The organism is Brevibacillus ginsengisoli (assembly GCF_050113715.1).
In the GTDB taxonomy this organism is placed as follows: domain Bacteria; phylum Bacillota; class Bacilli; order Brevibacillales; family Brevibacillaceae; genus Brevibacillus_H; species Brevibacillus_H ginsengisoli.
Genome location: NZ_JBNJQR010000003.1, coordinates 122,280 through 144,231 on the forward strand (window position 1 = coordinate 122,280; position 21,952 = coordinate 144,231).

Annotated in this window: 21 protein-coding genes and 1 pseudogene; all 22 read left to right on the forward strand. The window is 50.1% G+C overall.

The window, feature by feature from the left end:
• Positions 1–129 precede the first annotated feature (129 nt).
• Positions 130–1,047: pseudogene (gene cobJ, locus ACQCN2_RS07710) on the forward strand (precorrin-3B C(17)-methyltransferase); the annotation flags it as partial.
• Between the two features lie 23 nt (positions 1,048–1,070).
• Positions 1,071–2,078, forward strand: a complete 1,008-nt coding sequence (locus ACQCN2_RS07715) for a sirohydrochlorin chelatase (protein ID WP_426928312.1) — start codon at positions 1,071–1,073, stop codon at positions 2,076–2,078.
• Positions 2,075–2,851 carry a precorrin-6A reductase gene (gene cobK, locus ACQCN2_RS07720; protein WP_426928313.1) on the forward strand — a complete coding sequence of 259 codons (777 nt, stop codon included), beginning with the start codon at positions 2,075–2,077 and terminating at the stop codon, positions 2,849–2,851. The genes ACQCN2_RS07715 and cobK overlap by 4 nt, the downstream gene beginning before the upstream one ends.
• Positions 2,851–3,504, forward strand: coding sequence for a precorrin-8X methylmutase (locus ACQCN2_RS07725; protein ID WP_426928657.1), 654 nt, complete (start codon positions 2,851–2,853; stop codon positions 3,502–3,504). Before cobK ends, ACQCN2_RS07725 begins: the two co-directional genes overlap by 1 nt.
• 3 nt (positions 3,505–3,507) lie before the next feature.
• Positions 3,508–4,608 (forward strand): cobalt-precorrin-5B (C(1))-methyltransferase, encoded by a 1,101-nt coding sequence (locus ACQCN2_RS07730; protein ID WP_426928314.1) that lies wholly within the window; start codon positions 3,508–3,510, stop codon positions 4,606–4,608.
• Entirely contained in the window at positions 4,608–5,816 is a 1,209-nt protein-coding gene (gene cbiE, locus ACQCN2_RS07735; protein WP_426928658.1) for a precorrin-6y C5,15-methyltransferase (decarboxylating) subunit CbiE, read from the forward strand. The genes ACQCN2_RS07730 and cbiE overlap by 1 nt, the downstream gene beginning before the upstream one ends.
• 1 nt (position 5,817) lies before the next feature.
• A complete protein-coding gene (gene cobI / locus ACQCN2_RS07740; protein WP_426928315.1) occupies positions 5,818–6,519 on the forward strand; it encodes a precorrin-2 C(20)-methyltransferase in 702 nt (233 codons plus the stop codon).
• Entirely contained in the window at positions 6,519–7,292 is a 774-nt protein-coding gene (gene cobM, locus ACQCN2_RS07745) for a precorrin-4 C(11)-methyltransferase (RefSeq protein WP_426928659.1), read from the forward strand. The genes cobI and cobM overlap by 1 nt, the downstream gene beginning before the upstream one ends.
• The gene (locus ACQCN2_RS07750; RefSeq protein WP_426928316.1) at positions 7,289–8,425 is read left to right on the forward strand and encodes a cobalt-precorrin 5A hydrolase; all 1,137 of its coding nucleotides are present in this window, start codon (positions 7,289–7,291) and stop codon (positions 8,423–8,425) included. The genes cobM and ACQCN2_RS07750 overlap by 4 nt, the downstream gene beginning before the upstream one ends.
• A gap of 28 nt (positions 8,426–8,453) precedes the next feature.
• Complete coding sequence (locus ACQCN2_RS07755) at positions 8,454–9,866, forward strand: cobyrinic acid a,c-diamide synthase CobB (protein ID WP_426928317.1); 1,413 nt, start codon at positions 8,454–8,456, stop codon at positions 9,864–9,866.
• A complete protein-coding gene (locus tag ACQCN2_RS07760; RefSeq protein ID WP_426928318.1) occupies positions 9,859–11,367 on the forward strand; it encodes a cobyric acid synthase in 1,509 nt (502 codons plus the stop codon). The genes ACQCN2_RS07755 and ACQCN2_RS07760 overlap by 8 nt, the downstream gene beginning before the upstream one ends.
• Before the next feature lie 7 nt (positions 11,368–11,374).
• Entirely contained in the window at positions 11,375–11,914 is a 540-nt protein-coding gene (cobO, locus tag ACQCN2_RS07765) for a cob(I)yrinic acid a,c-diamide adenosyltransferase (protein ID WP_426928319.1), read from the forward strand.
• Between the two features lie 90 nt (positions 11,915–12,004).
• Entirely contained in the window at positions 12,005–12,847 is an 843-nt protein-coding gene (locus ACQCN2_RS07770; RefSeq protein ID WP_426928320.1) for a 3-hydroxyacyl-CoA dehydrogenase family protein, read from the forward strand.
• On the forward strand, positions 12,844–14,052 hold the full coding sequence (locus ACQCN2_RS07775; RefSeq protein WP_426928321.1) for an acetate/propionate family kinase: 1,209 nt from the start codon (positions 12,844–12,846) through the stop codon (positions 14,050–14,052). Before ACQCN2_RS07770 ends, ACQCN2_RS07775 begins: the two co-directional genes overlap by 4 nt.
• A gap of 97 nt (positions 14,053–14,149) precedes the next feature.
• A complete protein-coding gene (gene cobT / locus ACQCN2_RS07780) occupies positions 14,150–15,196 on the forward strand; it encodes a nicotinate-nucleotide--dimethylbenzimidazole phosphoribosyltransferase (RefSeq protein WP_426928322.1) in 1,047 nt (348 codons plus the stop codon).
• Between the two features lie 25 nt (positions 15,197–15,221).
• Complete coding sequence (gene cobU / locus ACQCN2_RS07785; RefSeq protein ID WP_426928323.1) at positions 15,222–15,788, forward strand: bifunctional adenosylcobinamide kinase/adenosylcobinamide-phosphate guanylyltransferase; 567 nt, start codon at positions 15,222–15,224, stop codon at positions 15,786–15,788.
• Between the two features lie 38 nt (positions 15,789–15,826).
• Positions 15,827–16,834, forward strand: a complete 1,008-nt coding sequence (gene cbiB / locus ACQCN2_RS07790) for an adenosylcobinamide-phosphate synthase CbiB (protein ID WP_426928324.1) — start codon at positions 15,827–15,829, stop codon at positions 16,832–16,834.
• A complete protein-coding gene (gene cobS / locus ACQCN2_RS07795) occupies positions 16,801–17,616 on the forward strand; it encodes an adenosylcobinamide-GDP ribazoletransferase (protein ID WP_426928325.1) in 816 nt (271 codons plus the stop codon). The genes cbiB and cobS overlap by 34 nt, the downstream gene beginning before the upstream one ends.
• Positions 17,617–17,630: 14 nt before the next feature.
• Entirely contained in the window at positions 17,631–18,743 is a 1,113-nt protein-coding gene (gene cobD, locus ACQCN2_RS07800) for a threonine-phosphate decarboxylase CobD (protein ID WP_426928326.1), read from the forward strand.
• Between the two features lie 26 nt (positions 18,744–18,769).
• Complete coding sequence (locus ACQCN2_RS07805) at positions 18,770–19,447, forward strand: histidine phosphatase family protein (protein ID WP_426928327.1); 678 nt, start codon at positions 18,770–18,772, stop codon at positions 19,445–19,447.
• Entirely contained in the window at positions 19,362–19,952 is a 591-nt protein-coding gene (locus ACQCN2_RS07810; RefSeq protein ID WP_426928328.1) for a histidine phosphatase family protein, read from the forward strand. The genes ACQCN2_RS07805 and ACQCN2_RS07810 overlap by 86 nt, the downstream gene beginning before the upstream one ends.
• A gap of 403 nt (positions 19,953–20,355) precedes the next feature.
• On the forward strand, positions 20,356–21,936 hold the full coding sequence (locus ACQCN2_RS07815; RefSeq protein ID WP_426928329.1) for a limonene hydroxylase: 1,581 nt from the start codon (positions 20,356–20,358) through the stop codon (positions 21,934–21,936).
• The last annotated feature ends 16 nt before the right edge of the window (positions 21,937–21,952 follow it).

Below are 21,952 nucleotides of genomic sequence, written 5' to 3' on the forward strand. Positions count from 1 at the left end.
TATACCATCCAATTTATTTGGATTTCCTATGCTCGAACAAATCCTTAGCCCCTTTGAAGGCTAGGGATTTTTTTATTCGTTACCAGTAAATGTCAAGAGGCGAAAAATTATTGGAGGGTGGCGTTGTTGATGGGCGGCAAGTTGCTCGTAATTGGATGTGGACCGGGAAGCATTAAGCATTTGACGGAAAGGGCGAGGGAAGCGATACAGGAAAGCGACTGCATCATTGGCTATAAAACCTACGTCGCGCTGATCGAGGAGCTGATTACTACCCAGGAAGTGGTCAGCAATGGCATGTCCGAAGAGGTCACGAGGGTGCAGGAGGCAGTCAGGCTTGCCCGACTCGGAAAAAAAGTAGCGGTTATCTCCAGTGGTGATGCCGGTGTATACGGAATGGCCGGACTTACTTACGAGATATTGATCGAACAGGGTTGGTCAGGGGATGAGGATGAAGACGTGCAAGTGGAGATCATTCCCGGTGTTTCTGCCATCCAATCAAGTGCGTCGCTCTTGGGAGCACCATTGATGCACGACGCTTGCACGATCAGTTTAAGTGATCACCTGACACCCTGGGAAGTGATCTCCAGACGGTTGGAAGCGGCGGCATATGCTGATTTTGTGATTGCCCTGTACAATCCGAAAAGTGGACGCAGAACCGCACAGATTGAAGAGGCGCAGAAAATTCTGCTGCGTACCAAATCGCCGGACACGCCGGTTGGCCTGGTGAAAAACGCCTATCGGGAGCAGCAGGACATCACGATAACCACCCTGGGCGATATGCTCAACCATGAGATTGGGATGTTAACCACTGTGATTATCGGTAATTCTTCCACCTTTGTGAGCGCGAATAAACTGATCACGCCAAGAGGCTATCAAAATAAATACTCGCTTGTGGAAAGCGAACAACGATTAAAAAAACATGAACGATTGCGGCATGAAAACGAGCCATGGGCCCTTCACCAAGGGAAAGCGGGTAATGCTAGCGACCCGACCTATACTATCGCGCTCGAAGCCTTGCAAAAAGCGGAGGATTATCAAACGAAGAGAAAGCTTGACGGGGAGGAATAAGAGTGAAAGCGCTGTTAATGGTTGCCCATGGTAGCCGAGACCCGGAAGGAAATGAGCGGGTTCTACAGTTTATCGAGTATCTGAAGCCATCGTTAGATCCCGACTTGCTGGTAGAGACGTGCTTTTTGGAGTTCGTAACGCCTGACATCCAGATGGGCATCGACGCGTGTGTACGGCAAGGAGCCGAGCAGATCGTCGTTATTCCGATTATGCTTCTTCAGGCCGGACACTCGAAAATACATATCCCTGCCGCCATTGATGAGGCCAAAAAAAGATATCCCCAGCTCCATTTTACTTATGGCAGACCGATTGGAATTCATCCCGAGATACTGGAAATTTGCAGAGAACGGCTGGAGGAGATCGGCGAAGAACCGTTGTCGCCTGATCCACAAACGGCTGTGCTGCTGCTTGGCAGAGGCGGAAGCGATCCAGATGCCAACAGTGACTTGTACAAGATTTCACGCCTGTTATGGGAAAGGTTGGGCTACAAGCTCTTGGAGCCAGCCTTTATCGGGGTAACAGACCCGCTTATGGCGGAAGGAGTGGATCGTTTAATCAAGCTTGGCGCCAAAAAGGTGATCATTCTTCCCTACTTTTTGTTTACGGGTATCCTGATCAAGCGATTGGAGAAAATGATGGACGATTTTCGGAGCGCTTATCCGCACTGTGAATTCCAGCTGGCCGGATATTTGGGACTCCATAAACGGCTGGTTACCACTCTGTTGGATAGGATAGAGGAAGCCTTGCAGGATAAGGTCCGAATGAATTGTGATACCTGCCAGTACCGGATGGAGGCGGGGGAACTCATCGGCCATCATCACCATCACGACCACCATCATGGTGAAGAGCATCATGCCTGCGATCATGGCCATCATGGTCATGGGAAACATGTTTGCTGCCATGATCACCACGGTCAGGGAGAACATGATTGTCATCATGGTCATCACGGCCACGATCATGCTTGCCACCGAGAGCATCATCCGGTGCAAGTGGCGGCGAGCGACAAATGATTCTTTTACTAGCCGGAACAAGTGATGCGAGAATCCTTGCCCGACTAATCAAGGAGCAGGGGATGAAGGTGACCGCCACTGTCGTCAATGAGCGGACAGCCAGAGAAATCGAACGCATAGGGGTACGGGTGCATGTAGGCAGAATGTCTGCGGAAGCTTTTACGGAGATGATTCAGAAGCAAGGAATTACGGCAGTGGTAGATGCCAGCCATCCCTTTGCGGAGGAAGCGAGTCTGAACGCCATACAAGCCACTGCTAACTGTCAGGTGCCCTATCTGAGGTACGAGCGGCCAAAGCTTGAGTTTATCCATTCATCCCTTATTCCGGTGGAAAGTTATCGGGAAGCCGCAGAACTAGCCACACAGAAGAAGGGAGTCATCCTGCTGACAACCGGAAGCAAAACACTCCCGCTGTTCGCCGAAAAGCTGAACAATCAACCGGACATTCGAGTGCTCACACGAATTCTGCCGCGAATGGAAAGCCTGCTGGTTTGTGAGAAACTCGGCTTTGCGCAGGAGAATATCATTGCGATCCAAGGGCCATTTTCCAAGGAGCTGAACAAGGCGATCTATCAGCAATTTGGGGTCACCCTGATGATCACCAAAGAAAGTGGACAAGCCGGGTCAGTTGACGAAAAAGTGGCAGCAGCCATCGAGCTCGGTATCGAAACGATTATGATCAGACGTCCTTCCATCACGTACGGTACCGTGTATAGCCAGTACGAGGATGTGATTAAGCATTTACAACGTATACGAGAGGAAGATGAGTCATGATTGATTTTAAGACTCAGTTTACGCCGGAAACCATCCAGCCAAAGCAAATTGAAGGTCTCAGCTTTGAATTGATTAACGCGGAGATTGGTGAGCATTCCTACAACGCACAGCAGTATCCAATTGTCCAACGTGTGATTCACTCTTCGGCCGATTTTGAATTGGGGAAAAGCATTCGCTTCCATCCTGATGCTGTCCAGGCAGGGATTCAAGCGATTCGCGCGGGGAAGAAAATCGTCGCGGATACTCAAATGGTGCAGGTGGGCATCAGTAAACCCCGATTGGCTAAATATGGATGCGAGGTGCTTAGCTACATATCGGATCCTGAAGTGGCCAAAGAAGCGGAGCGCCTGCAATTGACAAGGTCCATCATCGCGATGAGAAAAGCGGTCAAGGAAGCGGAGGGCGGAATTTTTGCCATCGGGAACGCTCCGACCGCGCTGCTGGAGCTTATCCGGCTGATCAAAGAAGGGGAAGCCAAGCCCGGGTTGATCATCGGTTTTCCGGTTGGGTTCGTCTCTGCCGCGGAATCGAAAGCCGAGCTGATGCAGCTGGATGTTCCATATATTACCAATGTAGGCCGGAAAGGCGGAAGTACTGTCGCCGTCGCCGCATTAAATGCTATTTCGATCATGGCGGACGCGGACAAGGTGTAGGCCATGACAGAGAATGCGAACGAACGGGGAGAAAAAGCGCTTCGTCAGGGCTATACGACCGGAGCGTGTGCAACAGCCGCTACTAAAGCAGCGTTAACCGCCCTGATTACAGGGGAATCACAAGCGGATGCAACGATTTTTCTGCCGGTTGGAAAATATGCAACCTTTACCATCACCTCCTGTGAGTGCCAGGAACAGCAAGTAACGGCAGGCACGATCAAGGATGGCGGCGATGATCCGGATGCCACTCACGGCAAACTGATCCAATCAACGGTTTCATGGATGGAGGAGCCTGGCATCAGCTTGGATGGAGGCATCGGAGTAGGGAGGGTCACGAAGGAGGGTTTGCCGATTCCGGTTGGCGAGGCAGCGATCAATCCCGTCCCGCGACAAATGATCCGGGAAGCTGCCCAGGAAGTTTTGGCGGAATACGGCGTAACCCGCGGGATTCAAATCGTGATTTCCGTTCCAGAGGGCGAAGAAATCGCGAAAAAAACGCTGAATGGCCGGCTTGGTATCATCGGGGGCATCTCCATATTGGGAACAAGGGGCATCGTGGTTCCTTTCTCGGTGGAAGCGTTTCAGGACTGTATCGTACAGGAGATCAAGGTAGCTCGCGCCTGCGGCAATGACCACTTGGTGATGTCAACAGGTGGACGAAGTGAAAAGTACGGGATGAAACAGTACCCTCATTTACCAGAAGAAGCTTTTATCGAGATGGGTGACTTTGTCGGATTTACCCTGCATGAGTGCAAGCGTCAAGGTGTACGTCGTGTCTCACTGGTTGGGATGATGGGCAAGTTCTCCAAGCTGGCTCAAGGGGAGATGAACGTCCACTCCAAAAGTTCAACGGTTGACTTTCCCTTTTTGGCGAGAGTGGCCAGCGAGACGGGTGCATGCGAGCAGGATGTGGAAGCGATCAAGCAGGCCAACACGACATCGCAGGTGGTTGAGCGGATGCGGGAAGCGGGCAATCAGGAGTTTTTCAACAGGCTTTGCGATTATTGCTGCGAGTCCGCAATCAGGGAAGTAGGCGAGGGCATCGAAGTGGAAACGAGCCTCTATACATTACAGGGAGATTTCCTGGGAAAGGCGGCACAATGATGACACAGCCAATGAAATTAATAGGAATCGGGGACTCCGGGAAGGCCAGCCTGCTTCCGATCTATGAACGCTGGATTGATGAATGTGAGCGGTTGGTTGGCGGAGAGCGCCATCTCTCCTTTTTTCCAGATTACCGTGGAGAAAAAGTGGTGATCAAAGGGGGAATTGCCCCACTGATCGAGCGCCTCGTGAACGAGCCCAAACAAACGGTGATTCTGGCTTCCGGTGATCCGTTATGCTACGGGATCGGGGCTCTTCTTGCGAGACAGATGAAAGTCGAGATTTATCCGTATCTTAGCTCGATTCAGCTCGCTTTTGCCAAAATGGGAGAGTCTTGGCAGGATGCTTATATCACCAGTGTGCATGGACGCTCGATCAAAGGACTGGCCCAACGGATCGACGGAAGACATAAGGTGGCGCTCTTGACCGACGAGGAGAACCATCCGGGCATAATTGCCAGTTACCTCAAATCGTTTGGCATGACCGAATATCGCGCGTTTATTGCCGAAAATCTGGGCTCAGATACGGAGCGCGCGGGCTGGTATGAGCTTGACGAGCTGGAACATACGACATTTTCACCCTTAAACGTCGTGATATTACATAGCAAAAGCCGCCCGCCGGAGTGGACGATCGGGATTGAAGACGATCAGTTTTTCCAAAGAAAGCCGGAGAAAGGGCTGATTACCAAGAAAGAAATTCGCACCCTTTCGCTTAGCGCACTCAAACTGAAAAAAGATAGCATCGTCTGGGACATTGGCACCTGCACAGGCTCCATGGCCATTGAGGCGGCTAAAATCGCCAACGAGGGCATGGTGTACGCGATTGAAAAAAACGAGCCTGATCTGGAGAACTGCCGAAAAAACATGAGCAAATTTCGCGCGGATATTACACTCGTCCACGGCAGGGCACCCGAGCATCTCGAACAATTTCCTGATCCAGATGCCGTCTTCATTGGCGGTACCTCCGATGAACTTGATCGCATTCTCGATGTCTGCTGCAGCAGGCTGAAACCGGACGGACGCATTGTCATTAACGCTGTAACGATAGAAAAGCTGACCGATGCCATTCGGTTATTCAAGGAAAAGGGAATGGAAACAGACATTACCCTTGCCCAAATTTCAAGAAGCAAACCAATTTTGCAGCTAACCAGATTTGAAGCGCATAATCCGATTTACATCATATCTGCCCGCCAAGAGGGAGGAGTATAAGATGACAGGAACATTACATGGATTGGGAGTAGGTCCGGGCGATCCCGAGCTGATTACCGTTAAGGCTTTTCGCGTATTGAAGGAATCAGCAGTCATTGCCTATCCGGTGAAAAAGAGAGGAAACAAGAGCTACGCCCAACAAATCATCGATGTCTACGTAAATCCGCTGGAAAAAGAAATGCTTGGTCTCGTTTTTCCGATGACGAAGGATGCCCAGGAGCTGGAACGGGAATGGGCCAACGCCGTGGAGCGCATTTGGGAGAAGTTGCGTGAGGGAAAAGATGTTGCCTTCGTAACTGAGGGAGATCCGCTATTTTTCAGTACATTTATTTATCTGATGAGGCTGATGAAGGAGCAGCACCCAGAGGTACCCATCAAGATCGTGCCAGGGATTACTTCGTTCGGTGGGGCAGCATCTCGTCTTGCGCTTCCACTTGCCGACAATAATGACCGAATTGCGATCGTGCCGGCAACAGATGATGTTGAAGAGATGAAAAAAGTGATTCAAGAACATGATTGCATCGTCTTCATCAAGGTGGCCAAGGTCATCAAGCAGATGCTGACGATCCTGCGGGAGCTTGATCTAATCGACAAGGCCTCCGTTGTTTCGAAGGTTACCTCTCCGGAAGAAATCATCTGGGATGTTAACTCGCTCGATGATGTTGATTTGGAATATTTGTCGCTAATGGTGGTGAGAAAATGATGAAGCTTGTGATTATTGGAGCAGGTCCTGGAGATCCCGAATTGATTACGGTAAAAGGGCTGCGCTACTTAAAAGATGCTGATGTTGTTTTTTATGCGGATTCATTGGTAAGTGAATCGATGGTCGATCAAGCGAAGCCAGGTGCGGAAATCGTCAAAACGGCTGCGCTCGATTTGAATGTGATGGTGGACATGATGGAGGCGCGGCTTCAAGAAGGCAAAAAAGTGGTACGCGTCCATACCGGTGACCCAGCGATTTATGGTGCCATTATGGAGCAGATTGCCTTACTGAGAGAGCGTGACATTGAAGTGGAGGTCATTCCGGGGGTTAGCTCCGTGTTTGCCTCGGCCGCAGCCGTATGTGCCGAGCTGACGATCCCTGATTTGACCCAGACCGTGATCCTGACTCGGGTGGAAGGCCGTACGCCTGTACCGGAGACAGAAAAACTTCGGGAGCTGGCTAAGCATCATTGTACGGTTGCACTCTTTTTAAGCTCGGCGCTGACGAAGAAAGTGGTGGCCGAGTTTCAAAGCGCGGGCTGGCGAGAGGATACGCCAGTGGCTGTCGTATACCGGGCAACGTGGCCCGATCAAAGAATCATCCGCACGACGCTCTCGAAGCTGGATGAAGATATGCGATCAATGGGGATCAGCAACCAGGCTATGATTTTGGCAGGCTGGGCATTGGATGAACGAATTTTTGAAAAGGATTTTCGCTCCAAGCTGTACGATCGGGAGTTTACTCACGGATTCCGTCAGGGTGTTATCGGATGACCAGCTATGCCGTCGTCGCCATCACCAAACATGGGGCGGCCATTGCCAGAAAACTGGGCCAAGCTTTGCCGAACGCTGACGTGTACATCAAGCGTCAGCATCAGCAAGAGGAGGCAGAAATCGGGCAAACAGCGAATCAAGCAGACGAGTTAGAAGGCGATCAACATGGCGATCATGCAGAGGAGTCCATCCGGTTTTTTGACGGCAGCGTCGGAATGTTGCTGCCGACGATCTTTTCAGCCTACAAGGGTTTGATCCTGATCTTCTCGCTTGGTGCCGTGGTTCGCCTCATTGCACCGCATCTAACGGATAAGAAGCATGATCCGGCGGTTGTGGTCGTGGATGAGCAGGGGCAGCATGCAATAAGCGTGTTATCCGGCCATCTGGGTGGCGCAAACGAACTCACCTTGAAGGTGGCTGAACTGCTGCAGGCCCATCCGGTCATCACAACAGCATCTGATTTGCAGCAAACGATTGCGGTTGATCTCTTGGGCAGAGAATTCGGTTGGCGTTGGGATTCTCCCGAGCATCTAACCGCAGTAAGCGCCACGGTGGTGAATGGGAAACAGGTCGCCATCGTTCAGGAATCAGGCGAGAAAGGGTGGTGGCCGAAGGATCGGACATTGCCCGCCAATCTCACCTGTTACGAGTCAATTACGGAAGCGATCCAATCCAAACCGGAGGCTGCCTTGCTGATTACCCATCGAATGCTGGAAACCGACGAACAAAGCCTGCTGAACAAAGGCGTTCTATATCGGCCCAAGGTGATTGTACTCGGTATCGGGTGCAACCGTGGCACCTCCTGTGAGGAGATTGAAACGGTAATCACCGAGACCCTGGCTGAGCTGAAATTCTCGCTTGCCAGTGTCAAGGCCATCTGCACCATTGAATTGAAGAAGGATGAGGTCGGTTTGCTGGAAACCGCCCGCAAGCACGACTGGGAGTTTGTCTGGTTCACAGCGGATGAGTTGAATACGGTAACGCTTATGCAGCCATCCGATACCGTCAAAAAACACACCGGTGCTTATGGTGTGAGCGAACCGGCGGCGAAGCTTTACAGCGGAGCAACGAAGCTTGCGCTGGTCAAAAAGAAGTCAGGAAATGTGACCATCTCCGTTGCCGTGATCCCTTAGGAATCGGAGTCGAAAAGAGGTTGGAAAAATGACAGAACGTAGATTGGTGATCGCCGGAACCGGAAGCGGTGTTGGCAAAACGACGCTAACGATCGGCCTGATGTCAGCCTTACGCAAGCAAAATGTCATCGTGCAGGGGTTCAAGTGCGGACCTGATTATATCGATCCCTCCTACCACACAGCCGTAACGGACAGACCTTCGCGCAACCTGGATAGCTGGATGCTTCCAGCAGAGGTTGTTCGGGAGATTTTTCTGCGCGGCAGCCGAGGGGCACAGATTTCCATTGTGGAAGGGGTCATGGGATTTTTTGACGGAAGAAGTCCTGACTCCAATGCGGGTAGCAGCGCAGAAATCAGCGAGATTCTGGAGAGTCCGGTGATTCTGGTAGTGAATTGCGCCAGCATGGCTCGCAGTGTAGCGGCGGTCGTCAAGGGCTTCCAAACCTTTTCCGATGGACCCAACATCGTCGGGGTGATTGCCAACCGGGTAGGCAGTGAGCATCATTACCAGCTCGTCAAAGCTGCGATTGAGCAGGAATGCGGGATTCCTGTGGTTGGTTATCTGAAAAAGGAACTTGATATCGAAATCCCTGAGCGCCATTTGGGGCTAGTTCCTTCGATTGAGCGAGGAGAGCTGGATGCTTTTTTCGATCGACTGGGTGAGATGGTACAAGCCACGATTGACCTGGAGCAAATCATGGAGCTTGCCAAGGCCAAGCCGTTGCCACACCAGGAAGTTTCATTATTTGACCGTGCAAGAGGTGGAGAAGAAACCACATTGCTAACCCAAGAAGAGGGATTGGCAGAGGTAACCATCGCGGTAGCGAAAGATGCTGCGTTCAACTTCTACTATCCAGAAAATCTGGAGCTGTTGGAGGCCTGCGGAGCCAAGCTCGTCTACTTTTCTCCATTGAACGAAGAAAAGCTTCCGGAAACAGCGGACGGACTGTATATCGGTGGTGGCTTTCCGGAAGAATTTGCCGAGCAGCTAAGCGCCATGGAAGAGGTCAAAGCGTCGATTCGCCGAGCGATTCAGCGTGGCCTGCCCACTTTTGCCGAATGTGGTGGTTTCATGTATTTGACAGAGGCCATCGAAACCAGAGATGGCAGGTCGTATGAGATGGTGGGCGTAATTCCAGGCAAAGTGAACATGCAAAAACGGCTGGCCGCACTTGGTTATCGCGAAATCAAGGGGATGCCGGGGAACTCGCTGCTTCCCGAGGGTTTGCAGGCAAAAGGGCACGAATTTCATTATTCCATCTACACATCCCAAGAGCCAATTCGTCATGCCTATCAGATCAAAGGGGCGCGCGTCGACAAGGAGGAAGGGTACATGGATGGAAATCTGATTGCGGGGTATACCCATTTTCACTTTGCGTCATGCCCCGACATGGTTCACAACTGGCTTACAAGGTGTAAGGAGGCTAAACACAATGGCTAAAGCGCTTCCACTGATGATCCAGGGAACAAATTCGGATGCTGGAAAAAGTGTGCTTGTCACCGCATTTTGCCGGATTTTTTCGCAGGATGGCTACAAGACCGTACCATATAAATCGCAAAATATGGCCCTTAACTCCTATATTACCGTAGATGGGCTGGAGATCGGCAGGGCACAAGGCGTCCAAGCTGAAGCGGCAGGCGTACTGGCTACGACACAGATGAATCCGATTCTGATCAAGCCAAGTCGGGAGAACGAATCGCAGATCGTCGTTCACGGCAAGCCATACAAGAATATGAATGCGCTGAGTTACCGGAAAGACTTTTTTGACACCGGCCTGCAATTGATCAAGGACTCTCTCGCCTACCTCTTGGGGCATTATGAACGAGTGGTGATTGAGGGAGCAGGCAGTCCAGCGGAGATTAACCTGAACGACCGGGAGCTGGTCAATATGCGGGTGGCTCATCTCGCCAATGCGCCCGTCATTCTGGTGGGGGACATCGAAAAGGGCGGCGTTTTTGCCAGCCTGGTCGGAACGTTGGAATTATTAACCCAAGAAGAGCGGGACCGTGTGATCGGTGTGATCATCAACAAGTTTCGCGGCGATGTTTCCTTACTTCTGCCAGGCCTGAAATGGTTTGAAGAGTATACGGGTAAACCTGTTCTCGGTGTGATTCCCCATTTGCCCAATCTCAATATTGAAGCAGAGGATTCCGTTATTCTGAATCGTTATTCTACCACTAAGAATGAATCGAAGGAGATCGATATCGCGGTGATTCGTTCCCCGAAAATATCGAACTTTACAGATGTGGACCCATTCTTCGTGGAGGAAGATTGCCATGTTCGCTTTGTCAAAACGGCCGAGCAGTTGGGTCAGCCCGACTTGCTGATCCTTCCTGGCACCAAAAATACGATTGAAGATTATCTGTTTTTACAGGAAAGCGGCCTTGCAGAGCGTATCCGGGCGCTTCATGCTAAACAGACCACGATCATTTTCGGTATCTGTGGCGGTTACCAGATGCTTGGGGAAGGAATTCATGACCCTGACGCGATTGAATCTCCCCACCCGTTCGTGCAGGGACTGGGCCTGTTGCCACTCCAAACCAGAATGACCAACGAAAAAACCACGGTTCAATCCAAGGGGACACTTGTCTATGACAACCAACCATTTGACGTTACCGGATATGAGATTCACATGGGTCAGACAGAACTCACTCAAGATTTGCCTCCGCTCATCCACATGGAGGGACGGTCCGAGGGTTGCAAGAACGAGGATGAAACGGTGCTGGGAACGTATTTTCATGGCATTTTCCACAATGATCCGTTCCGCAGTCATTTGCTGAATCGAATCAGAGCGCAGAAGGGGCTTGCTCCACTCACCGAACGTGTCTCGTTTCAAGAGCTGCGTGAAGATGCCTTTAATCGTCTGGCCGATCATGTCAGAAAGAATGTCCAGATGGAGCGGATTGAGGCCGAGATGCAACGGTTTCAGGAGCTGGGGTGAGCAGAAGATGGCATATACCAAAGGCCTCACCCTCGTCTATACAGGGGAAGGTAAGGGAAAAACGACAGCGGCAGTCGGCCTTGCGATCCGCGCGCACGGAAACGGAAAGCGTGTGTGCATGATTCAATTCATCAAATCATCGGATCGATTGTACGGGGAGAAAACCGACTTTGACCAGTTAGGCATGGAGATATACCAGACGGGTATTGGCTTCACCTGGAAGAAGACCCCCGAGGAACATCGGGAGGCATTAAGGCAAGGCTTTCAACTGGCTCGGGACAAAATCAATTCCGGTCACTACGACCTGGTAATTCTCGATGAGCTGAACAACGCGCTGGCCATAGAACGGTTCCCGATTGCCGATGTGCTGCCGCTGGATGAAGTGATCGCATTAATCCAGAATCGTCCGAAAGAACTACATCTCGTCATCACCGGGCGGTCGGCAAACGACTCGATCCTGGGGCTTGCTGATCTCGTCACGGAAATGAGACCGATCAAGCATTATTACGAGGAAGGAATTCCCGCAGTAGAGGGAATTGAGTACTGACAATCCACGCCACACGAGAGTTCGCAGATAAAGAATTGATTGAATTGTTGTGCTTTGTGAAATAAATCACAGATAGGAGTAGTAGAACGTATGTCGATAAAAAAAGTAGGTTTGATCATCGATGGCACTAGGGATTGCTGGATAGCGGAAGCTCTCGCCGAGCGGGAGATTGACGTGCTGATTTACGATCAATCTCGTAATAACACCGCAACCATCCTCTCGCCTATTGAAACCATTCTGGATCAAAAGCTGTCCAAATGGGGGATTACTCAGTCAGAAAAAAAGGTGATTCTCTCACACATCAAGCTGGTAAACGACTTGGAATCACTTCATGGGGTTGATTTCCTAATCGAATCGGTGGGTAACGAGATTGAAGCCAAGAAAGATTTGATCAACCAGCTAGACCGTATCTGTCCGAAAGAGCTGATCATCGCTTCCAATACCTGCATCTTCTGCGCTTCAAAGATTGCAGAGGATGTCGCACATCCAGATAGGGTGATCGGCTTGCATTTTCAGGAGGAGCTGGTGGAGATCATCCCGGGAGAACGTACTTCCGAGTTTACCTTAAAAAAGACCAAAGACTTCGTAGAGTCTATCGGTAAAACAGGGATTTCTGCTACCAATGACAACGGCCTGATTTCGATGCGTTTGATTTTGCCGTTGATGAATGAGGCATTTACGATTCTGCAGGAAGGAAGAGCGACGGCAGAAGAGATTGATCAAACCATGAAAAAAGGATTTGGCTTCAAATTTGGTCCAATTGAAACAGCGGATCGGTTGGGATTGCATCACGTCTTGCTTGCCATGGAGCAGATGTATGAATTAACCAAAGATGCAAGGTTCCGTCCGTCCCCTTGGCTAGTTTCACGCGCCAAGGCCTGTAATTTAGCTGACAAGCGGATGAACTCAGACAAGGAGGAGATCCATTCATGAAAATTCTCGTCATCAACAGTGGTAGCTCGTCGCTAAAATACCAGCTTTTTAATATGGAACACGAGGAAGTTCTGGCCAAAGGGATCGTCGAGCGGATTGGAATGGAGACGGCCATCATCTCCTACAAGGCGGCAGGCGAAGAGGAGATCAAGGAAGTATGTGAAATCCTCGAGCACAAAGAAGCCATCCGCAAAGTGTTGCATGCCCTGACTGATTCCGTTACAGGGGTCATCTCCTCCGTTTACGAGATTTCGGCGGTTGGCCATCGCATTACGCATGGCGGTGAGGATTTCTCAGACGCTGCTCTGGTGAATGAAGCGGTGATGGCAGACGTCCGCAAAAACATCGCGCTTGCTCCGCTGCATAACGCGGCCAACGCAAAGGGAATTGAAGCCTTCCTGGAATTGTTGGGAACCAAGATTCCGATGGTATGTGTTTTTGACACCGTTTTCCATCAGACGATGCCAGAAGAAAGCTACATGTACGCACTACCTAAAGTGCTCTACCAAAAACATAAAATCAGAAAATACGGATTCCACGGCACCTCGCATAAATACGTGAGTTCCCGGTTGAGTGAAATCACGGGTCAATCGCTGGAAGGCAAGAAAGTAATCTCCTGTCACATCGGGAATGGGGCCAGTATCACGGCGATCAAAGACGGCAAATCCTACGATACCAGTATGGGCATGACGCCGCTGGAAGGCTTAATGATGGGAACACGGTGCGGAGACTTGGACCCGGCGATTATCCCGTTTGTGATGGAAAAAGAAGACCTTTCCACAGAGGAAGTCAAATCGCTTTTGAACAAGCACAGCGGACTGGCGGGCATCTCGCAAATTGCAGGCGGAGACATGCGTGAAATTGAGGAGGCTATGCAGGCTGGTCATGCGGATGCTACCTTGGCCTTCAACATGTACGTTCATCGAATCCTGAAGTATATGGGGGGCTTTGCTGCCGAGATGAATGGCGTGGATGCCATTATCTTTACCGGAGGAGTGGGCGAGAACTCTGATTTGGTTAGACAAAAGGTATGTGAGCAGCTTACCTATCTTGGGGTCGCCATCGATGAAGAACAAAATCGCTTACGCGCGCCAAAAGAACGCCGGATCAGCACAGAGGCTTCCAAGGTGGAGGTTCACATCATTCCGACCAATGAAGAACTAATGATTGCTCGCGACACACTGCGAATCATCCAGAACCAGTAAATCCATTTTGACATGAAGCATGTCATTGAAATTGTGCCATACAGCGTGTGATTGAAATAGTGGAAGGCCAAGCAATGATCGAAAGGATGAACCAGGCATGGAAAAGATGGAACGAGTGATCGAATCAATTGGTCTCCTTGATCAGGAAATGATGGAAAAGGCGCAGGTGCGTCTCGACAGCTTGACGAAACCAAAAGGCAGCTTAGGCAAGCTTGAGGATATCGCCAAACAGGTGGCGGGAATTACCGGGGAGCTGATGCCCTCTTTTCCTAAGAAGGCTGTAGTGGTCATGGCAGGTGATCACGGGGTTTGTGCGGAAGGGGTAAGCCCTTGTCCGCAAGAGGTGACGTATCAAATGATCCGCAACTTTCTAAACGGCGGGGCTGCGATCAGTGTACTGTCCAGGCATGTCAACGCTGATCTAGTGTGCGTAGATGTCGGCATTGATGCAGATGTCCATTACCCGGGTTTACATTTACGGAAGGTTCGCAAAGGCACGAGAAATATGGCCAAAGAACCCGCAATGACTCGGGAAGAGGCAGTACATGCCATCACGGTCGGCATCGATATGGTAGATGAGCTGTACAGCAAAGGATATGGTGCATTTGCGATCGGAGAAATGGGAATTGGCAACACCACACCCAGTTCGGCATTGCTAGCTGTCTTGGCAGGGGTAGATGTCGAGGATGCGGTCGGAATCGGCAGCGGTACAGATTCCGAAATGCTGGCTCGCAAAAAACGGGTGATCCAACAGGCCATCCAGGTAAATCAGCCAGACCCGCAAGATCCTCTTGATGTGCTTGCCAAGGTTGGCGGGTTGGAGATTGCCGGCATGGCTGGCGTGATCCTCGGAAGTGCGGCCAGCAGATGTCCGGTGGTCATTGACGGCTTTATTGCTTCCGCAGCCGCTTTGGTGGCGGCGCGATTGGCACCGCGTTCCGTCGATTTCATGATCGGTTCCCATCAATCCATGGAAAAAGGTCATGCGCTTCTCCTTGAGGCAATCGGCCTTTCTCCCATGTTGCAAATGGATATGAGACTGGGAGAGGGGACAGGTGCAGTCTTGGTCTTCCCAATGATCGACGCAGCAGGTAAAGTAATGAGAGAAATGGAAACGTATGAAAGTGCGGGAGTCTCTCGCTAATTCCTGAAAGAAAAGGTGTATGCGCATGGTTGGATTGGTAACAGGCGGGGCACGAAGCGGAAAAAGTACCTTTGCCGAAAAATATGCGGAAAAATTGGGTTCAGCAGGAATCTATGTCGCGACCTCGCAGATATTCGATACGGAGATGGAACAGAGAGTCGAGCTTCATCAAAAGCGTCGGATTCAAGCTTCATTTTCCTGGGATACGGTAGAGGAGCCGTACGAGCTTGCTGCTTTGCTGGATCGTTTGCAGGAGATCCCAGAGGTGGCGGCACACGAAAAGACAATTCTCGTCGATTGTTTGACGCTATGGTTAAGCAATTGGCTGTTGCGGTTCGAACAGGATGATCCCAATCGTCACGTCCTGCAAAAGGTGGATGAATTGGTACAGCTTCTGTCCTCCTTTAAAGGAAACCTGTTACTCGTTTCCAATGAGGTGGGCTATGGAATTGTTCCGGATTCGTCGTTAGGAAGATTGTTCCGGGATCTCGCAGGAATCATGAACCAACGGGTGGCTTCGGTGTGTGACCAGGTTTTTCTGGTTGCTTCCGGGATTCCGGTTGAGCTGAAAAGCATCCAGTACAAGCTGTAAAGTTCAGGCTTCAAGGATGGATGGGGAGATGAGGGCACATGTTATTCTACTCACTAAATGAAACGGTGCTGATGGTACTGGCTGCGATTGTGGTCGATTGGATCATTGGCGACCCAGTACGCGGGACGCATCCGGTTCTGTTGATCGGAAAGCTGATTTCCTGGCTGGAAAAGCGTCTGCGCGGTAAAGAGGCAGACCATTCAGTCGGAAGTTCAGCCAATCCTTCGGTCATGTTCACAAAAGGGGTCTTGCTGGTCATAGCGGTTTGTGGCCTTAGCTTTGGTGTCATGTGGCTAATCAGCTTCCTGGCTTTCTGGATTCACCCATGGCTTGGCTATGCCGTTCAGATCTGGTTCATCTCTACGACAATCGCCATTAAAGGCTTAAAGGACTCCGCTTTATTGGTCTACAAGCCGTTGCAATCAGGGCAGATTGGCGAGGCCCGCAAATACGTGGGTTATATCGTTGGCCGCAACACTGAAAAGCTCGATGAAAAGGAAGTAACCAGAGCAACCGTGGAAACCGTGGCGGAAAACATTGTGGATGCTATGATCTCCCCCCTCTTTTATGCCTTCCTGGGGGGTGCCCCCTTGGCCTTGCTGTACAGAGCGACCAATACGCTGGATTCCATGGTAGGCTACAAAAACGAGAAATACCTGTATTTTGGCCGAGCATCCGCCCGCTGGGACGATGTGCTCAACTGGATTCCGGCTCGACTGACAGGAATCTGTCTTGTCATCGTTGCCTGGTTATCTCCCTTTGCGTCAGCGAAAAAATCGCTTCAATCCGTTATTACCTTCGCTCATCTTCACCCCAGTCCCAACAGCGGGATTCCGGAGTCGGCTGTCGCAGGCGCACTGGGAATCCAGTTAGGTGGCGTCAATGATTATGGCGGCAAGATCAGCGAAAGAGCGCGGATGGGATGGCCTATGCGCCAGATGATTTCGAGCGATATTTTATATACGACAAGATTGTTGTACGGAGTAAGTTACCTAGTGGCAGGTGGTCTGTTGTGCGTTCTCTTATTGAGGCTTTTCGAAATGTGATTCAGGCTTTGGTGGTTGCGATCAATTTTATGACGACGATTCCGATTCCAGGGAATTTTCCGTTTACACAGACGGCTTGTCGGCGAAGTGTCGTCTTTTACCCGTTGGCAGGAGCGTTGATCGGCCTTATTCTCATGCTGGCAGGGATGGGTCTGTCCGAAGTCTTTCCGCTTCCGTTATGCGGGGTGCTGCTGATGGTGATCTGGCTCCTGTTGACAGGGGGGCTTCATCTGGACGGCTTGATGGATACCGCTGATGGTATTTTGAGTCACCGCTCCCGGGAGGAAATGCTAGCGATCATGAAGGATAGCCGGGTCGGGGCAATGGGCGTCATTGTCTGTGTGGCACACCTCCTGCTCAAAACAACCCTGATCGGCACCTGGCTGCAGTTTCCGGATATGAAGGAAGCACTGATTTTGTTTTCGGTCCCCATCTGGAGCAGGTGGTTTGTGGTTCTTTCCATCGCCGGGTGGCCCTATGCGCGTAAACAAGGACTGGGCAGCTATGTCCGCGCTGCTGGCTATAAGCACGTACTGCTGGCAACATTCGTAGCGCTCCTTGTCTCGATGCTTGGATTTTATCTGACGGGTTTTTTTCCGATCGGGCAAGTGCTGATCCTTCCGTTCGCCATGCTAGGGATCGCCGGAATATTCGGATGGCTGATCAATTCCTATTTTCATCGGAACTTGGGTGGACTGACCGGAGATACATATGGAGCGGTGAATGAACTGCTGGAAGTCGTATTGCTTTTGATGAGTTATCTGGTTATTAAATTGATGTAAAGGTTGCGATTCACATGCTGGAACGTTATGGACATGGTGGAGATTTGCGAACAGCTGAAGAACTGTATGGTCGACCAATGGATGATCGCTCCATGCGGCAGTGGCTGGATTTCAGCGCCAATATGAATCCCTTTGGACCACCGAAAGTCGTCGCAAAGATCATGCAGGAGAAGTGGCAGGAGATTGCCCATTATCCCGATCCTGCTGTACGAGAACTGCGCAGGAAGCTCGCCAAGCAGTATCAGCTACCGGAGGAAAGCATCCTGGTCGGAAATGGAGCAGCAGAGTTAATTGATCTGGTGGTTCGGGTACTAAGGCCAAAGGTGACAGCGATTGCCCGTCCGTCCTTCTCGGAATATGAGGAAGCAGTTGTTAAGACAGGCGGAAGCATCTGGGACATACCCTTGCATGCCGAACATGATTTTATTTTACAGGAAAAGGAACTTGGCGAAGCTCTGGAGAAATCAGACACCTTCTTCCTCGGACATCCCAATAATCCAACCGGGAAGCGGGTTCCCCTCCAGCACGTGCAGCGGATTTTGGATGCCGGAAAAAAACTGGTTTTGGACGAGGCATTTATGGATTTTCTACCCGAAGAGGAGCAATCTTTCCTGCAAAAAGCGACCCAAAACCCTGATTTAATCGTGATTCGATCCGTCACCAAGTTCTTTGCTATCCCTGGGATTCGGGTCGGTTTTCTGGTTGCACATCCTTCCGTGATTGCTAGGCTAAAAGAACTTCAGGTACCGTGGAGTGTCAATTATTTGGCCCAGCTGATCGGTACGGCCGTATGGGACGAAAGTGAGTACATTGAGCAGACCAAACGATGGCTTGCAATGGAGCGGCCATGGCTGATGGATCAATTGCGCGCTTTGGGCTTACGAGTATTTTCAAGTGATACGAACTTTCTGCTCTTTTCACTTCCGCAGCAATCGACATACTCGGCCAAGCAAGTTCAGAAGCATTTGGCCAAACGGGGGATTCTGCTTAGGGACGCCTCATTGTTTAAGGGACTGAATGAGAGCTATTGCCGCTGTGCCATTCGCTTGCGGCAGGATAATGAACGCTTCGTTGCCGCATTTAAGGAGCTTCTCGAAGCTGGGATCGATGAAGCGGATGAACGCTAACCGTCAGGGAAAGTGAGGGAGTGCCAGTGAAGTGGATTTGGGTACGCCACGGTGAGACTGATTATAACCGAGCACGCAAATATTTGGGGCATACCGATGTGCCGCTCAATGCAAACGGAAGGGAACAAGCCCGTCAGGTGGCCGAGCTGATTCAGTCGGAATCGATCACTCGATGCTACACAAGCGATCTTATGCGCTGTATGGAGACGGCGAGGATCATCAGTCAGAGTACCCGAATTGCTCCGATTCCGGTTCAGGCATTGCGGGAATCCGATTTTGGTGCTTGGGAGGGCAAAACCTATGAGGAAATCATGGGTCTGGCACCTGAGCTAGCTAGCAGTTGGTACCAAAATCCCTTCGAGGTCTCCCCGCCGGGCGGTGAAACACTAAGCGCAGTGGGAAAGCGTTTGGATGATTGGTTAAGGAAGGAACAACAATCCTTCCAGCCTGAGGAGACTATCCTCTTTGTCAGTCACGGGGGCCCAGTTCGTTGGTTTCAGAGCAAATGGGTTTCCGAAGACGAAAAGCAGTTTTGGAATGTAAAGGGATTATTGCCTGGTCAAGCTTATGCGGCGGTTTGGAGTGATAACGGAAGGTGGATCGAGGGGATGAATGATCATGCGGCTCATACTGCTCAGACACGGAGAAACGAATTGGAATCGGGAAAGAAGAATCCAGGGACAGCTAGATATTCCGCTGAATGAAGCAGGAGTCCTACAGATGAGCAAGAGCTCAGATCATTTCGCCGACAGGCAGATCCACTTTGCGCGTATTCTCAGCAGTCCGCTGCTTCGTGCTAAGCAGTCTGCGGAAATTTGCGGCAGGCGGCTCAGCGTTCTTGTGGAAGAGGCGCCATCTTTTCGGGAACGAGCTTTTGGCGATTTGGAAGGTGTGACGATTGAGGAGATCGTCCGGCGCTACGGGATCGACTGCGAAGAGATCGTCGATTCGAGATACGGAGTGGAGTCCCAGGAAGATGTCCTCGCCAGGATCAGCATGGGCTTTGATGAAATCTTCGAGAGATTTGCGGACCAAAATATCTTGCTGATCACCCATGGCAGTATCATCAAACTGTTCGCCAAACAATATGGGGTGGATGTGGGGATCATGCGTAACGGAACGTATCTGGAGCTTTATCGAAACAAGGTAACTGTGGAATTATTAAATCATCATCTAATGACAGGGTGGGGAGAGATGCTTCGAACCTAGTCTGGATCACCGTAGCTAAACTAGAATAGCGCGATTTCTCATATAGAGAGATCGCGTTTTTGATGTACTCTTCACTTATTCGCTTATGAAAATTGTAATTGACTGGAAAAACCTCATCGTGTAATATGAACTACTAAATACACACGAAGACAAAGGAGTGATTGGATATGCTATATACAAATAAATATCAACGACCAAATACCGAGTATATCCAACTGAATATTCCGATCTGTCTTGACTAGTTTATTATCTCTGATTCACATGACATACATAACTGTCATCCACACAGGTCGGATTTTCCCTACCTGTGTTTTATTTTGTACCGCTCACGTATGCAGAAGAGTGCCACAGATAGAGGGCACTCTTTTTGTTTGTTTTTACATTTAGCGAATGAGGTGCTAGTATGTTTTCTTTTTTAAAAAGTAAAGCAGAGTTATATCCTTGGTACGGGAAACAGCCGATATTGACTTTTATTCAAAAGCATTTGGACAAAAGCGGAAACTTGACTTCGGGTGGAGAGGAGCTTCCAGATTCCAAAGAGTTTAACGCAAATGAGCAGCTCCGCTTTGCAGCAGGCGCGATGGATGGAATACTGATTCATCATACGGCTGGAACTGAAGCTCATGCGCAAAAAGTGAATGAATTGCTTCAACTGTTACGCAAGCAGACAGCCAAACCAAGTAACAAAACGAGGAGAATGACGTATCTGAAGGTGATGGAGGAGAGCGTTCTCAGCATAGTTGATGACTTGCTGGATGCAATCAGACATGGAGGCACTATCAACGCACAGTCGTTGTATGAAGAGGCTCTTTGGTTTATTCACAATGCTGCTCACCGCAATGTGGTCAAATTCGGGATTGCTTTGCTCGGTCTATTCCAATGTGATCGTGAACTTGATTTGCTGTTAACGATCGGAAAGCATGAGGAATTTACCTTGTTTGCTGCGGTTGCTCTTCGTAATGGGACAGAAAATTCAAATCAGCATTTGTTCCAATTAGCACAGCATGTCGACGGATGGGGGAAAATCCACCTTGTCGAAAGATTGGAAATCAATACACCAGAGCTGAAAGAATGGTTGCTGCGCTTTGGTTGTGAAAACAGTGTCATGAACCAGTATCTAGCATACACATGCGCTACAAAAGGTGAGCTGAAAGATGCACTATCGGCTGAGACAATCGATCCAGAGTTATATCGTGGAGCGGGTATCATTTTATCCGCATTGATTGTAGGAGGACCTGCGGAGTATATTGACGACTACCCGGATGCGAAAGAGGCGATTACCGATTATGCTCGCCATTCTTTAACCAACTGTAAAAGTGTAGACGATTTGTTCACGATTGCAGACATCTTAGGGTTTTTGACGGGAAATGAAGAAGAGTGGAACGAGAGGTATGCTAACAACTGGACGCAAGAAACAAGGAGCAGATTAGAAGAACAATGCCGTGAAATCTTTGCGTGGCCCCTATGGAACGACGTGCTTCAGACTCTTTTAGAAAAACAAGATTCTACCGACCTTTATCAAACCTATCGACTGGCTGATCTTTTGCATGTCGATGTTTGGGAGAATTTGTTCCAAATGCTTCAGTCAGAACCGCTGAATAGTAGTTTGTTTTACTATCTGATGAAAACCAACGATAGAGATCGAGTTCTCAACCTAGTGGAATGCGCTGAAAGAAAATTGCCGCTTCAAGAGATCGCTTCGGGTCCAGATTGTGAAATAGGATTTGGACCACAGTATAAAGTCCATGATTGTCTCAATTTTATCCTGCAGGAATTGGATCGATTTGAAGGGGTGGGTCTTGAGCTTATCCAAACAGCCTTACAGAGTCCTGTTGTCCGAAACAGAAATATGGCCTTAAAAGCGTTGGAAGGCTGGAAGAGAGAAGCTTGGGAGGCGGAGGTTCTGCCTGTATTATCCGTTGCTATCGAACTTGAACCGGAAGAAGACGTGAAGAATAGGATGAACGCTTTGCGAACGTCATAGACAAAAAGGGTGAAAA

Excerpts from the sequence above, each read along its gene's own strand:
- cobK (WP_426928313.1), top strand. The coding sequence starts at position 2,075 with ATGATTCTTTTACTAGCCGGAACAAGTGATGCGAGAATCCTTGCCCGA.
- ACQCN2_RS07730 (WP_426928314.1), top strand. The coding sequence starts at position 3,508 with ATGACAGAGAATGCGAACGAACGGGGAGAAAAAGCGCTTCGTCAGGGC.
- cbiE (WP_426928658.1), top strand. The coding sequence starts at position 4,608 with ATGACACAGCCAATGAAATTAATAGGAATCGGGGACTCCGGGAAGGCC.
- cobI (WP_426928315.1), top strand. The coding sequence starts at position 5,818 with ATGACAGGAACATTACATGGATTGGGAGTAGGTCCGGGCGATCCCGAG.
- cobM (WP_426928659.1), top strand. The coding sequence starts at position 6,519 with ATGAAGCTTGTGATTATTGGAGCAGGTCCTGGAGATCCCGAATTGATT.
- ACQCN2_RS07750 (WP_426928316.1), top strand. The coding sequence starts at position 7,289 with ATGACCAGCTATGCCGTCGTCGCCATCACCAAACATGGGGCGGCCATT.
- ACQCN2_RS07755 (WP_426928317.1), top strand. The coding sequence starts at position 8,454 with ATGACAGAACGTAGATTGGTGATCGCCGGAACCGGAAGCGGTGTTGGC.
- ACQCN2_RS07760 (WP_426928318.1), top strand. The coding sequence starts at position 9,859 with ATGGCTAAAGCGCTTCCACTGATGATCCAGGGAACAAATTCGGATGCT.
- cobO (WP_426928319.1), top strand. The coding sequence starts at position 11,375 with ATGGCATATACCAAAGGCCTCACCCTCGTCTATACAGGGGAAGGTAAG.
- ACQCN2_RS07770 (WP_426928320.1), top strand. The coding sequence starts at position 12,005 with ATGTCGATAAAAAAAGTAGGTTTGATCATCGATGGCACTAGGGATTGC.
- ACQCN2_RS07775 (WP_426928321.1), top strand. The coding sequence starts at position 12,844 with ATGAAAATTCTCGTCATCAACAGTGGTAGCTCGTCGCTAAAATACCAG.
- cobT (WP_426928322.1), top strand. The coding sequence starts at position 14,150 with ATGGAAAAGATGGAACGAGTGATCGAATCAATTGGTCTCCTTGATCAG.
- cobU (WP_426928323.1), top strand. The coding sequence starts at position 15,222 with ATGGTTGGATTGGTAACAGGCGGGGCACGAAGCGGAAAAAGTACCTTT.
- cbiB (WP_426928324.1), top strand. The coding sequence starts at position 15,827 with ATGTTATTCTACTCACTAAATGAAACGGTGCTGATGGTACTGGCTGCG.
- cobD (WP_426928326.1), top strand. The coding sequence starts at position 17,631 with ATGCTGGAACGTTATGGACATGGTGGAGATTTGCGAACAGCTGAAGAA.
- ACQCN2_RS07810 (WP_426928328.1), top strand. The coding sequence starts at position 19,362 with ATGCGGCTCATACTGCTCAGACACGGAGAAACGAATTGGAATCGGGAA.
- ACQCN2_RS07815 (WP_426928329.1), top strand. The coding sequence starts at position 20,356 with ATGTTTTCTTTTTTAAAAAGTAAAGCAGAGTTATATCCTTGGTACGGG.